Source organism: Bdellovibrio sp. BIS2 (assembly GCF_055398295.1).
The window spans coordinates 379426-393260 of the sequence record NZ_AP035879.1 but is presented as its reverse complement, the minus strand read 5'-3'; the positions used below and the strand labels follow the sequence as shown (position 1 = coordinate 393260).

The 13835-nt window shown below is 50.0% G+C and carries 13 protein-coding genes; 6 read left to right on the top strand and 7 right to left on the bottom strand.

What is annotated here, in order from left to right; translation table 11 throughout:
• Positions 1-4: 4 nt before the first annotated feature.
• From ACZ520_RS01930 to ACZ520_RS01910, 5 genes are read left to right on the top strand one after another with little or no spacing between them, the layout of a single operon-like run.
• Complete coding sequence (locus tag ACZ520_RS01930; RefSeq protein WP_464127285.1) at positions 5-1231, top strand: TonB family protein; 1227 nt, start codon at positions 5-7, stop codon at positions 1229-1231.
• A 12-nt stretch (positions 1232-1243) separates the two neighbouring features.
• Positions 1244-2317: a hypothetical protein gene (locus tag ACZ520_RS01925; RefSeq protein ID WP_416479572.1), complete on the top strand. Its 1074-nt coding sequence runs from the start codon at positions 1244-1246 to the stop codon at positions 2315-2317.
• Positions 2318-2319: 2 nt separating this feature from the next.
• The gene (locus tag ACZ520_RS01920) at positions 2320-3060 is read left to right on the top strand and encodes an outer membrane beta-barrel domain-containing protein (protein ID WP_416479573.1); all 741 of its coding nucleotides are present in this window, start codon (positions 2320-2322) and stop codon (positions 3058-3060) included.
• Complete coding sequence (locus ACZ520_RS01915) at positions 3048-4124, top strand: tetratricopeptide repeat protein (RefSeq protein ID WP_464127281.1); 1077 nt, start codon at positions 3048-3050, stop codon at positions 4122-4124. Before ACZ520_RS01920 ends, ACZ520_RS01915 begins: the two co-directional genes overlap by 13 nt.
• Entirely contained in the window at positions 4121-5392 is a 1272-nt protein-coding gene (locus ACZ520_RS01910) for a hypothetical protein (protein WP_088566426.1), read from the top strand. Before ACZ520_RS01915 ends, ACZ520_RS01910 begins: the two co-directional genes overlap by 4 nt.
• On the opposite strand, the gene ACZ520_RS01905 is transcribed toward ACZ520_RS01910, so the two are convergent.
• The 3 genes from ACZ520_RS01905 to ACZ520_RS01895 form a co-directional block, all read right to left on the bottom strand.
• A complete protein-coding gene (locus ACZ520_RS01905) occupies positions 5367-6518 on the bottom strand; it encodes a hypothetical protein (RefSeq protein ID WP_464127278.1) in 1152 nt (383 codons plus the stop codon). The two genes, ACZ520_RS01910 and ACZ520_RS01905, sit on opposite strands and share 26 nt — an antisense overlap.
• Before the next feature lie 174 nt (positions 6519-6692).
• A complete protein-coding gene (locus ACZ520_RS01900; protein WP_015089592.1) occupies positions 6693-7526 on the bottom strand; it encodes a flagellin N-terminal helical domain-containing protein in 834 nt (277 codons plus the stop codon).
• Positions 7527-7989: 463 nt separating this feature from the next.
• Complete coding sequence (locus ACZ520_RS01895; RefSeq protein ID WP_011162997.1) at positions 7990-8838, bottom strand: flagellin N-terminal helical domain-containing protein; 849 nt, start codon at positions 8836-8838, stop codon at positions 7990-7992.
• 395 nt (positions 8839-9233) lie between these two features.
• Between ACZ520_RS01895 and ACZ520_RS01890 the strand changes: the two genes are divergently transcribed.
• Positions 9234-10550 carry an HD domain-containing protein gene (locus ACZ520_RS01890; RefSeq protein WP_374031871.1) on the top strand — a complete coding sequence of 439 codons (1317 nt, stop codon included), beginning with the start codon at positions 9234-9236 and terminating at the stop codon, positions 10548-10550.
• Between the two features lie 25 nt (positions 10551-10575).
• Here the strand turns inward: ACZ520_RS01890 and ACZ520_RS01885 are convergent, their stop codons facing one another.
• Genes ACZ520_RS01885 through ACZ520_RS01870 form a run of 4 tightly spaced genes read right to left on the bottom strand, consistent with a single transcriptional unit; the run spans position 10576 to position 13505 of the window.
• On the bottom strand, positions 10576-10911 hold the full coding sequence (locus ACZ520_RS01885) for a hypothetical protein (protein WP_417867642.1): 336 nt from the start codon (positions 10909-10911) through the stop codon (positions 10576-10578).
• Positions 10912-10961: 50 nt separating this feature from the next.
• Positions 10962-11714, bottom strand: a complete 753-nt coding sequence (locus ACZ520_RS01880; RefSeq protein WP_416479577.1) for an SDR family oxidoreductase — start codon at positions 11712-11714, stop codon at positions 10962-10964.
• A 42-nt stretch (positions 11715-11756) separates the two neighbouring features.
• Positions 11757-12938: an acetyl-CoA C-acetyltransferase gene (locus ACZ520_RS01875; RefSeq protein ID WP_464127274.1), complete on the bottom strand. Its 1182-nt coding sequence runs from the start codon at positions 12936-12938 to the stop codon at positions 11757-11759.
• A gap of 18 nt (positions 12939-12956) precedes the next feature.
• Positions 12957-13505: a hypothetical protein gene (locus tag ACZ520_RS01870; protein WP_088566430.1), complete on the bottom strand. Its 549-nt coding sequence runs from the start codon at positions 13503-13505 to the stop codon at positions 12957-12959.
• Between the last annotated feature and the right edge of the window lie 330 nt (positions 13506-13835).

Sequence of the window (13835 nt, the reverse complement as noted above, 5' to 3'; positions counted from 1 at the left end):
AAATATGAGTACTGCAAAGTTGTTAATTCTCGAAAACAGGTTAGGACAAAAAGTCCGCACCTTTGCTGTGGACTCCGAATCGCTGAACATCGTTTACCTGAAAAACAGCCGTCGTATTGAGGCTGTTTCCAACCTGCAGGCCCTTGATTCCAACGACATTGAATACCGTCTGCTGCAAACCGTGGATCTTTCCCAGATGGGTGATCAGGGTGTGGCGCTTGAAGGCCTGGGCCGTCTGCGTGTGGCTGATGCTTCTGCTCAAAACAGCCCGACTTATCAACTGGCGGATGAACAAGACGACGAACAACTGAAGATCATGCTTAAAAAAACCTCGCTGGCTCACTTGGCTGCCGTCTTGAGTCTGATGATGGGTGCATGGATCTGGGCGTCTTATTTCACTAAAACGGAAGAGCCAATGCTGGTGACGATTGAGTTGCCTCAGGAAAAGCCCGTTCAGAAGGCTGAGCCACGTCAGCACGTTCAGGTTTCCCAGAAAAAAATCAAACAAACCAACAAAGTCTATCGCCCGAAAGCTCAGGCGAAACTGAAAACCAAACCTTACAAAGTAAACACGGCCAAAGCCAAAGACGTTTCCCGATTTGGTGCTCTGGCTGCTTTGGGTGGTACACCAAAAGGCACACGTGGCTACGAGGGTCTGGATAACAACTCTATGAAAGCCATTCGTTCTGCCGGTGTTGGCAGCGGCGGTGGCGGCGTTGGTTCTGCCGGTCGCGGCGGTATCAAAGGTTACATGCCGGGTAACGGCCTGATTGCCGGTTCCGCCGGTGAAGGCAGCGGCAAAGCAGTCAGCGCTGGTGGTTACGGTGCGGCTGGTATCGGCGGTGGCCGTGCTGGTAACGGCAAAATCTCGTTGGTTGGCGGCACCTCTGCGGTGAGTCTGCCTTTGGATGAAGAAGCCAGCGTTGAAGGTGGTCTGGATCGCGATCAGATCATCGCCGTGATCAACAAAAACAGAGGTCAAATCGTTTATTGCTATGAAAAAGGTCTGCAGGCCCAGCCATCCATCGGTGGACGTGTGGCGGTGGACTTTGTGATCGGCCCTGCAGGTCGCATCACCACAGCCAAAGTGGCGCAATCCTCTTTGGGCTCCCGCATGGTGGAAAACTGCATGCTTCAACGCATGAAAACATGGCAGTTCCCCCGTCCGGTTGGAAACGTAAATGTGGACGTTCTTTATCCATTCGAACTCATGCGCGTAAGCAGTCGCTAAGCGAGGTAGAATATGAACTTTCTTAAAACCACTCTTCTAGCTGTCCCTGTCACTTTGGTACTGTCTGGCTGCGGTGACTGGAACAAAAATCCGGTTCCGGAATCAAAGACTTCCACAGGTGAGGCTTTCGATCTGGATACTTTGAGAAAGCATTCCAAGGACGTGATCACTCACGGCCAGGACAAACCCCGTGAAATCACCAACACCGTGATCGTTGAAAAACCGGTTGTGGTGGTGAAAGAAGAATCCACCATCGACCAGAAATTCATCGTCATCACTCCTGATGCCCAGATGACTTTCAACGAAGGCCAGGAAGGTGTGTTTAAAGTTTACGCCCGTGTTCTTGTTCCAGGCGTACAAATCTCCCTGACAGCGAAAAACCTGCCGGAAGGCGCAACTTTGACGGCTTCTCAGGCGGAAAAAGATCTTTATCTTTTGAAATGGAACCCGGCTCTTTACACGGTTTCTTCCAATGAAAACATGAAAACCTTCAACGTGAAACTGGTGGCTGAAATCACTTCTGTTTCAAGCCAGCAGAACGCAGACAAACTCAAAGGTCTGGTTCGTGAGCGTGAAGTGAATCTGTTCCTGTTCAAAAACCAGGAAGCTCCTTCTGAACTGAAAGTTGATGGTCTTGCGGCTGAAGTGGCGCAAGGTCAGGAGATTCCGTTCTCTGTAACAGTGAAAGTTCCGGGCATCGACGGTCGTTCCGCTCAGAAACCACGTCTGGTGATCAGCTATGACGGTGTTAGCTACACCACTGGCAATGACTTCCTGGAGCTGGATGGTTCCCGTCACGTTGTTGCTGACAAAAACAAAAAAGACCCAGAGTACCTGGGTGACTCCAAATGGAAATTCTCTTTGGTGTTCGATACCAAGAATATCTCTGTTCAACCGCAACTGGCAAAAGACGGGTCCTTCATGGTTAACGCCAACGGCCTGCGTGTTCGTCTGAGCTTCAAAGCTTACAGCCCGAACAGCTTGTCTACACCGGAAACTCTGTCCAAGCTTAAAATCCGCTTTGCTTCCCAGGAGCCAACAACTCCTCCTCCAGCAGTGGGTCAAGCAACCACAGGAGCACAATAGTCATGAAAACACTTAAACTGCTTTCCCTGTCCGTGATCGCTGCAACATTTATGGCCTCCCCAGCAATGGCTCAAGGCAAAGCGTCCGCGAAAAAAGCGACGCTGGCTGATGACATTGATTCTTTGGGCGGTAACAAAGAGCTGGCTGAAATGGCTCAAAACATCAAGTCCCAAACCCGCACTCGCATCGTGCAGGACCGCATCGTTGAGCGCAGAAACCGTGTTGAGTTCGGCTTGGCTTATGGTTCCACTTTCGGTGGTGATTCTTACGTGAAGACTCAGTCCCTGAACCTTGCGATGGACTATCACATCACTCCACGCTGGTCTTTGGGCGTTCGTTACATGGACTTCGGTAACAGCCTGACGGACGAAGGTAAACGCGTGTTTGAACAAGCTCGTAAGAACTACGAAGCTGGTGGCCGCGCTTACGCGGTGGATATCGACTATCCTGAAAATGCCGCCCTGGCCGTTGTGAACTGGTATCCGATCTATGGTAAAACCAGCTTCCTTGATATGGGTGTGACTCAGTTTGACCTTTACCTGCTGGCAGGTGGTGGTCAGATGACTCTTTCCAGCGGTACAACAGCTTTGATGACGGCGGGTGCTGGTGTGGGCGCCTGGATCACCAAAAATCTTTCCGCTCGCGCCGAGATGAGATACCAGACTTACAAAGACCAACCGGTGACTGGCTCCAGAACTCTGGACACTGTGACTGGTTCTTTGGGACTTGGATGGATTTTATGATCTCCGGCAATTTGTTCCTGAAAAACATTTTGATGATGGCTTTGGTCAGCTCTGCTTCTGTGGCAGGTGCGGCCGACAAGCTGTCCATCAAGGACTGGGGCAAATCTTTTGAAACGGCCCTGAATTCCAAAAACTCTGGCGACGCTCTGAAGCTGTTGGATTTTAAGAGTCTTGAAAAAGACGCTTTGCCAAAGTGTGTAGACTGCTCCAGCAAGGACGCGATGAAAAAAGCCCGCGTTCTTTTTGCCAAAGGCAACTTTGACGAATCCCTGAAGCTTTACAATCAGGTGCCTAAAGGCAGTGATTATTGGTTCCAGGCGATCGAGGAAAAAGGCTGGGCTTATTTCCGCCAAAATGACTCTGAAAAAGCCCTGGCGCAAACCAAAACTCTGGTCAGCCCTCAGTTTGGTGAAGTCGTGAACTCGGAAGCGTACTTCCTGCGTTCCCTGACCCAATTGCGCATTTGTGATTACAAAGGTGTCTTTGAAACTCACGAGATTTTCAAAGAAAGACAAAAAGCCCGTATTTTGGAAGTTCAAAACCTTTCCAAGACCGGCATGAATGCGGCCTTTGCTAAAGCTTTGACCAAAGTGACGAGCTTCCCGGTTAAAGCTTCCGACGTGGCAGAATCCCTGCTGGATCTTCCGGTTCTTTACTATAAGGACACCGAGCTTCAGGGTCAGATGCTGCGCTTTAAAGTCGCCGAAAAAGCTCTGGAGGTTCTGCAAAACCGTGGTACTCACCCGACTTTGCAGTCCCAGGTCACCAAAATTCAGCAGGACAGTCTGGATAAGATAAAGTCCCGCCTGAAAAAACTGGCTCAGGAAGAAACCGATGCGAACTTCCGCATCGTGCAGAAGCTGAATCTGATTGAAGTTGAAGCCATTCAAAGAATCCACACCGACATGAAACTGGCTCAGGAGCTTTACTCCAAGGGCGATTTCAAAAAAACCGGTGAAGATCAGTTGGTATTCATGGACGACGGTCGTCCGTGGATTGACGAACTTGATAAGTACGACGTGGCAGCCAAAACCTGCCCGCAGAACATCAGGAGGAAAATGTGAAACAGATCATCGCTCTTTGCATTTACACATCTGCTTTGATGCTGGTTACGGCCTGCAGTCCTGAATCCCCGGGCCTGATGGTGCAGCAGGATCCTATCCCTGAAACACCGGTTGAAATCCCTCAGTATGAAATGCCGGCCCAGCAGGAATTCAAGTGGATCACTGAAGACGGTGGCCAGTCCCAACTTGATTTCAATCCACAAGTGGACATTTTATTTGTGACGGACAATTCTGAATCCATGAAATCCGCCCAGGAAAATCTGGTGCGCAATCTGGATCGTTTCACCAACGGGATCAATAAAAACGCCATGATCGATTATCAGATCGGTGTGATCTCCACGTGGGACAGCTCTGAGCGTTTCTCTGCAACCAAAAAAGATAAATACGGCATCGGTGAACTTCGCCACATCAAAGACGGCAAGTCTCAGAACTACAACAAACGCTTCGTGACCAAAAAGGAAAAACACCTTCTGGCTTCCACACTGGATCTGGGTGTGGCCCCATACGCTCAAGGCGGCCCGGAGGATGAAGAGTTCTTCGCTCCTCTGACGGCAGCGCTGGAAAAATCCGGCCGTGGTGGTGTGAATGAAGGCTTCTTCCGTGAAGACGCCCAGCTGGTTGTGGTGTTCCTGACCGATGCTGACGAATTTAAACAGTCCCGCATCACTCCGGAACAAATGGCCCGCACTCTGCTGGATTTCAAAAAAGGCAAAGCCAACAAGCTGGCGGTTTATGGTGCTTTGGTAAAAGCCTCAGATTCTGATCAGTACAAAGACTGGGCTTTGCGCATTCACCCTAAGTACAACGAACAGTGCTTCGACATGACTCAGAAGACGCCGAAAAACAACGGCACTTGCACTGGCTTTGGCCCTGAGAAACTGGAAGAGCTGATTGTTCGCGCCAACGAAGACAAAGGTGCCCCGGATGCGATCAAATCCAAATACATCGTGGGTATTGTGAACAAAAACTTTGGTGAGGATCTAGCCCGTATCGGTTCTGACATCACAAAGAAGACCCTGGCTAAAGAGATCTTCCTGACTCAGCGCCCTCGTGCAACGGCTGACGGATCCCTACAGATCCGTGTTCGTTACGGTACTCCGGAACAACTGAACGCCGGTCGCGGTCAGGTGATTCCGAACAAAGCCAATGGCGGCTGGACTTATGATCCAGAGAACAACTCGGTGTTGCTGCCGGGTGATATCGAGTACAAGTACCAGGACAAGGCCCGCTTCGCCGTCGACCTTATTCCTCTGACTTTGGCGCAGTAATTCTATTGATGAAGTCCGCCACTTCGGCGGACTCATTGATCACCCGCTGGCTGATCGCCACATTCTTCCCGAAATAACCCAAAGCCCGAATCTGCTGGGTATTCCAGATCTCGACACTTGTGTTTTTCAGATCATATTTTGGATTGCCGTAAATTTCCTGACTCCACAGCTTTTCAACCTGAAGTTCCGGGCGTTTGTTCAGCACCCAGTGAATCGCAGGCTGAGCCACGTGGCAACTGACGCAGTCCATGTTTTCCGGATTGAAGAATTTGGGATTTTCAATGCGGAAGGCGGCGCGCACTTCCTGACGAATGGTGTCCTCGGTGCCCTCCCCCATGCGGATGGATTCTGCCGCCAGATTATTGAAAGTATCATCCCCTTTGGGAATCGGAGAGATCCCGCCACCGCTGAAGTGATCTGCCGGTACCGCCATGTTGATAAAGGACTGAGACAGGCGGTTCAGGCGAGGAATTGGCAAAAGTTCCAGTTTGTTGTTACGCGGTTCAAAACCGGCAAAGGCCCACATATCCCCGTTGCCACGCAAAACCATCGCCGTCACACGGCTGAAGTTCTCAATACCTGCGTATTTTAAAATGATCTTGTGAAAATCCGCCAGCGCCACAGAAGAATCTTTTTCTGCCGCCCATGCCGGATGAACCTGCAAAGGCAGGTACTTGGTGTTCACGGAGTGTTTGGATTTCCAGGCGTCGATTTCTTTCAGAAGATTCGCAAACTCCCAGTCCTGCAGAACATAGAAGCTGTGCAAAGCCGCATCGACGGTCTGAACTTCGTTGCGACGATTCATTTCAATCGGCTGCCACGCCAGGCGAATTTGACGCTGACAGGACTGCGGAGTCGGCAGCGGGAAGCAAGGATCAATTCGCACCGCCATGACACGAAGAGTGCTGTTGACCTCGGGACGAGTGCGATCAATGGCCAATACCGGCAACTGATTTACCATCGAAACAGGAAGCAAAGCCCCGCCGCGCGCCGGGCTTTCAAGTTTAAGCAGTCCATCCCCGCCCACGGTTTGGGGCAAAGGCATCAGATAAGTGACATCGTTCAAGTCCCACGCCGCTTGAGCGTGCACAGCCATGCTGGTCAGAAGAATCATTAGCAATTTCATAGGATTGGTTGTTCCTTGGAGATCTCTTTGATTCAACAATAATCGCTCTGGCCGGGGTTGGAAATGCCTAAATGAAAACGCGTTGAAAACGCAAATGATCGCTGACAGCGACGGGAACAAAAAAAAACGGCCTCCCGAAGGAAGCCGTTTTCTGATTTTGGTTATAATTCAGCCTTAGCCCAAAAGCTTCAAAGCCAATTGTTGTGACTGGTTCGCCTGACCCAGGACTGACACACCCGCCTGCAACAAGATGTTATTTCTTGTCATCTCGGACGTTTCTGCCGCCACGTCGGTGTCTCTGATTCGGGAGTTCGCGGCTGACAAGTTCTCATCAGCGATCAACAAGTTGTTCGATGTTGATTGCAGACGATTTTGTAGCGCACCGAAGTTCGCGCGAATCGCGTTCACCGATGTCAAAGCGGAATCGATAGTCCCCAGGCTCAATTGAGCACTTTCCTTGGTCCCCACATTCTCTGCCGTCAATCCCAGGGCATCAATGGAGGCGTTGGCCGCGCCAGCGTTGAAGCTGATACGGTCACGGAAAGCGTCGTTGTTTACGCCGACCTGGATGTCAATCATCCCACCAGTACCGTTAAGTAGTTCGTAACCGTTGAAGACCGTGGATTCAGTAATACGCTGGATCTCGGATTTCAGCTGTTGATACTCAACGTCCAAAAACTTTCTTTCTGTTTCACCAATCGTGTCAGAGGAAGCCTGTACACCCAATTCTCTCAAACGAATGAGCATATTGGATACTTCATTCAAGCTGCCTTCTGCGACCTGCACAAGGGAAATACCATCGTTGGCATTTCGGTTGGCCTGTCTCAAACCCCGGATTTGTCCTTTGAGGTTTTCGCTGATCGCAAGACCTGCAGCATCATCAGCGGCCTGATTGATTCTCATTCCAGAAGCCAATCTTGCCATTGATCTGTTTGCGTTGATGTTAGTCATGTACAGATTTTTTTGTGCATTCAACGCTGCCACATTGGTACCGATTCTTAATCCCATTCTATCCTCCGTGCTTCATAGTTCTTCCTCCGTGAAAGTTTGCCATCCATTGGCATAAGGCGCGATCCGTGCACCTGTAAAATTAATATTCGGAACTTGCGATACAGTTCCCTGCTTAACTTTTCGGAAAAATAATGCAACTGCTCGAGTCCAGTTTTTGTCTTTTCTTTTTTATTTTTTGCTGAGGAAAAACTTTTTGAAAATTCGGTCGCTGCGAAGAAAAATGCAGCATGCAAAATCGGCGGATAAAGTCACTCGAAAGAGAGCTTTACCAAAAGGCAGAATCCTGTTTCACACATCCATCCCCGCCAGTCACAGTTTGACTGAAAAAATGAGGCCGCCGTGAAAGACGGCCTCGTCGCAGGAAACAGATCAAATTGTCAGCTCGTTTTACAGAGCTCGGGTCGTTACACTTGAGGGTGATCTTGATCAGTCAAGATCGGGAACCTAGGTCACTCCAGGATTAACCCTGGAATGACTTGTTCAAGAGTCCAAGTGCTACGTTAGCTTGGGAATTCGCTTGTGCTAGGACGGAAGTACCGGCTTGCAACAAGATGTTGTTCTTGGTCATTTCAGATGTCTCTTCAGCTACATCCACATCTCTGATACGAGAGTTAGCGGCTGACATGTTCTCTACAGACACTTGAATGTTTGAAACTGTAGATTGAAGACGATTCTGGATCGCACCGAAGTCTGCACGCATTGCGGAGACACTGACGATCGCCTGGTCAATCGCCGCCAAAGCGTTCTGTGCAGAAGCTTTGTCAGAAACTGAAGTCAGGTTCACACCCAAAGCTGCAGAGTTTGCATCGGCTTTGGAAGCGTCGAAAGAGATACGGTCGATTTCAGGATTATTTCTGGTACCAACTTGGAAGTCCAGGATGGATCCCACACCCGCCAGCAACTGAGTTCCGTTGAACTCTGTACCTTCGGAGATACGGTCGATCTCGGAAACCAGCTGATCGTATTCCACGTTCAGGAACTGTCTTTCTACAGGACCGATAGTATCGGAAGCTGCTTGTACGGACAATTCTCTCAGACGGATCAAGATCGAAGAGATCTCGTTCATGGAACCCTCGGCCACTTGAACCAGAGAGATACCGTCTTGAGCGTTTCGGGATGCTTGTTTTAGACCGCGAATCTGAGCTTTCAAATTCTCAGAGATCGCTAGGCCGGCGGCATCATCACCAGCTCTGTTGATGCGGAATCCTGAAGCGAGCTTTTCCATGCTCTTATCAAGACCGATCTTCGTCCCCCAGAGAACTCTCTGAGCATTCAACGAAGCACTGTTCGTATTAATTCTGAGACCCATGTTTCCTCCTCCTTGAAGATTTCTGAGTTTCTATCCTTGAAACTCAGTGCACCTACCGTGGTGCCCTTGGGCGGTTCATTTGCTTACCTTACTCATCGGAGTCCCCAGAAATTCCTAAAGTGATACGTCTCATTTTTTTACATTTCTGGACCGAGGGCTTGTATCAGGGACCCTCGCCCCGCCAGCCAAAATCAAGGCTAAATAGCTATTATCAATGAAGTTTTTTCAAACCACTTCGCCGCAGCCTGTAGAGGCAAAAACCCTGTATCTAGCCCTTGGTCCTGTATCAAACAGGCATATCTAGGCAAGCGCAAAGACCTCCTTTATCTATAGATGAAGCTGTTTGACAGCCCCCATGAATGACAGCTAATTGAGATTCACTGCTAGGAGACCCCATGGAAATTCGCGATCCCGTTCACGGCTCTATTTACTACTCTGAACAGGAAGTCGCCGTGCTTGATACGGCAGAATATCAGCGCCTGAGAGCAATCAAACAGCTTGGTTATGCCGAGTTCAGCTTCCCGGGTGCGACTCACAACCGCTACATTCACTCTGTCGGTGTGGGCCATCTTGCCGGTGAAACATTCGATGCGATTTTCCGCGTTTATCCGTTCTCAAAACCCTCAGTCAAAACCCGCTTCCGTCAGGTGTTGCGCCTGGGGGCTTTGCTTCACGATGTGGGCCACGGTCCCCTGAGCCACACCACAGAGCAAGTGATGCCGCATTTGTCAGAGCTGAAGATTCAGCTTTACAAAGAACAAGAACAATACGGCGAAGAGGCGCACACCGTGATGAATCACAACCGTCGCGCCAATCACGAAGACTATACAATTAAATACGTCACGGATTCTGCGATCTCCGAAACCCTGCGCACGAACTTCCCTGACATTCAGCCGATCCACGTGGCCTGCCTGATCGACAAGGCCCTGCACTGCCCGGATGATTTCTTTGTCGACAATGGCGTCGACTTCCGCCCGATCCTGTCCCAGTTGGTGTCCAGCGAACTGGATGTGGACCGCATGGACTATCTTGAGCGTGACAGTTATTTCTGCGGCACGAACTACGGAAAAATCGATCTGTCCTGGCTGATTCAGAACATGACCTTTCACCGTCGTGAAAACAAAATGTATCTGGGACTGAATCGCCGTGCGCTTTATTCCTTCGATGACTTCTTAATTTCCCGTCACCACATGCACTTGATGGTTTATTGCCATCACAAGAGCATCATCTATGAGGAAATGCTGAACCGTTATCTGACTTCACCGGATTGCACCTTCGTGCTGCCGGGGGATATTAACGAATACACCAAGTACAATGACTATCGCCTGCACGAGCATCTGTCCGGCGCCGACAACCCGTGGGCACAGAGAATCGCACAAAGAAAACCGTTCAAGGTTCTGATCGAGCAGCACAACACGGCGGAATCAGAAAGCCCTGAAGCAATTAAAAAGGCCCTGGAAGCTGATGGCATTGAAGTGATCCGCACCAGCTCCAAAGCGCGTCTGTCGAAGTATCACACGGCTTCCCCGGAAGAGCGTGCACTGCAGATTTATGTGGTGGACCAGTATGATCGCTGGGCGCAGCCGTCCCCGATCAATCAGACGACAGAGATCTTCCAGCGCTACGAAGGTGCTCGTATCATCGACCGTATCTATGTAGCTCCGGAAAATCTAAGACAGGCAGAACTGATTCTGAAAAGCCTGAAACTGTAAGCGGCCTGTTGAAGACCGCCTGCTTCTAGTTTCGGAAAGAAAAGAACATCTTTAAAAGGATGATGGTGACAAAGGCCAGACCCAACAGCTTGGGGAAGGCCTTTTTCCATTTTGAGGGGAACTTGCGGATAAGTTTCACCACTTCAAAAGGCCCGACATCGGTGACCGGAAGATGCCCTAGCATTTCGGGAACCGACCCCATGTAAACCACATAATCCACGCCGTTTCTTTGGCAGGCGAACAGATAGGCCGGGCCGCGCTTGTAGATGGCTTTTACTTCGGAAAGATCCAGCTCCAGAGGAGCCTTGTTCCAATAGTCCTTCAGCGTGTAGTGCGGGATGAAATCCCACCACTGAAACATCGGAGAATGAGGGGTGATTGTGATTTTACCGGTTGCCTGCATTTTTAAACCTAACTTAAAGAGATAACCTGACCGTTCACCGCCGCACCAAACTGGCTGACCAGATAGGTCACGGTGTTGGTGACTTTCTCTGGTTCCGTGATGCGCAGGTGCGGTTCCTTCACCTTTAAAGTTTCAACCGCTTCTTTGATGGATTTGGCTTCCGGGTGCATGGCCAGAATGAATTCTTCGGTCAAACCCAGCTTCAGCACATTCACCGTGATGTTGTGTTCAGCCACTTGCTTGGAAAGGCTTTGCGCAAACGGGACCAGCGCCCCACGAGAACCCGCAAGAATTGGGTCCGGATATATTTCATTCAGAAGATAAAGAATACGCCCGCGCTTGCGGTTTTTCAGGAAGTTTAGCACCGCGTGGGTCAGCATCACCGAAGATTTGAAGTTATGCTGGATTTCATCATCCAGATAATCAATGCTGTCACCGATTTTATAACGATTGGGTTTGTTGTAGGCCTGGGCATCGATGAACAGATCCACACTGCCAAACGCGTGAGCTGCCGAGCCCACCGCGTCTTTGATGTCATCCGCAGTCTTCATCGGGGACTTGATTCCCAGCGCACGACCGAACTTGGGATTGATTTCACGGGCATCATTGATCTGATTGCAAAAACGCTGACTGGCACTGTTGTCAAAATCCAGCAAGACGCAGTCAGAACCCATTTGGGTCAAACCCATCACCAGACTTTGAACGGTTGAATTAAAAGGTCCAACAATAAGCGCCGTTCGTTCTCTTAAATTAAATTCCATGAGTCCCTGTTCCAGAGGCCGCAGTCCTTGGCGGCCCCTCTGTTAGATTCTTTCGATGATGATCGCAATACCCTGACCGCCGCCAATACAAGCAGAGCCCAGCGCATACTTGGCGTTACGGCGATGAAGCTCGTAAACCAAGTGATTCATGATGCGGGTACCGGAAGCGCCCAAAGGGTGACCGACAGCAATCGCACCACCATTGACGTTGGTTTTTGCCGGATCCAGCTTCAGTTCCTTTTCCACCGCCAGATACTGGGCCGCAAAAGCTTCATTCACTTCCACCAGATCCATTTGATCCAGAGTCAGTCCGGCTTTTTGCAAAGCCAGTCTTGCTGCGCCCGCAGGACCAATACCCATGATTGTCGGGTCACAACCAACGGAAGCGTAACTCACGATACGCGCCATTGGTTTCATACCCAGTTCTTTGGCTTTGGATTCGCTCATCAACAAAGAACAAGCCGCCCCGTCAACAATTCCAGACGCCGCCGCCGCTGTCACAATCCCGTCTTTTTTGAAGACAGGCTTTAGCGTTGCCAATTTTTCCAAAGTGGAATCCGGTTTAGGATGCTCGTCTTTTTCAATAACCACAGTGCCCTTACGGCCTTCAACTGTGACCGGGCAGATTTCCTGTTTCATGAAACCTTTTTCGACCGCGGCATGGAAGCGCTGCTGGGACTGGATGGAATACTTGTCAGATTCTTCGCGGGTGATACCGTATTTCACCGCCAGATTTTCGGCGGTGATCGCCATTGGCATCTTTGCGTAAGCGTCAGTCAATGCAGAGGTCATTAGATCTTCCAGTTCGAAGTTCCCCATGCGCATGCCATCAAAGCGGACTTTGCGGGCCACATAAGGAATCTGGGACATTTGCTCGACACCACCGGCAAGAACCGCTGTGGCTTCCCCACACTGGATCATCTGCACCGCATTCACCCAGGACTGGAAACCACTGCCACACAGACGGTTGACCGCAAAGGCGCCCACTGCGACCGGCACGCCGGTTTTCAAACCAATGTGTCTTGGAAGATAAGCTGCATCTGCACCGGACTGAACCACGTTGCCAAAAACCACGTGATCAATCTTGTCTGCAGATAGACCGGCTTGTTCCAGAGTCGCTTTAGCGGCAGCGACACCCAGATCCGTTGCTGATACATCCCTCAAAGAGCCGCCGAAGGCTCCGAAGGGAGTTCTTTTTCCAGAGATAAATACGATTTTTTCCATGTCCTAAGGGTAGGACGCTTACCAGGACCAGGCAAGGCCAATCATCGACAGGCCCTGTTCTTTGTTGGCTTTGTGACTGACAACCAGATCTTTGTTGTTCATGACTTTGTCTTTGAACTGAATATCGGTTGCCGAAGCTTTCGCATCATAATTGACCGCAGCTTTCACCCAGCCGGAATATTCCACTTTTGCCAAAGCCTGGAAGGCTTCAACACGGAAAGAAAACTTGTGACTGACTCCACGCGGAGTTGCCGCTGGCACCACCACGTCTGTTTTCAGCTTTTCCTGGGTTTCTTCCACAGCACGACCCAAAAGGCTGTTTTTGATAATCGGAGAATTGAACCACATATTGAAACCACGATCTGCGATACGGCTCATCACAGAACCCGTGCTTTCGTTGCTTTGAATGTCCAAAGGAATGATTTTAGCGACGTCTTCTTTGGTGATTTTTGGTGTGACTTTATCCTCAGGAATCACCAGGGGCTTCGTGGTACGCAAGTCCACCTTGGCCCAGCAGGCACCCGAAAAACCCATCATCATTAGAAGGCAAGAAACCAGAAGTCTCATACATACCTCCATATACAAAGAGCATTCCACCCAAAGTGGCTCCAGTCCCTTTAAAGCGGAGATAATGAGCAAATAACAGCAGTAGAGCGGGATCTAAGACCAAGGACGTCCAGCGGCACTTCACATGACAACTAATTGTCAGCCAGTCGATGGACTTGTTTCAAAACGATTCATCTGCGCACCGGTTTTGCATCAATGGTGCGTGAACTTGTGGGTCCTAAGAATTCAGTCAGCGGGTTTGTTGTGATTTCAAGAACTTAGATCACAGCCGTCTTGCTGACTGGCTCAAAACGACACACAAAATTAGTTACTTGTCGAAAAGTTAAACAC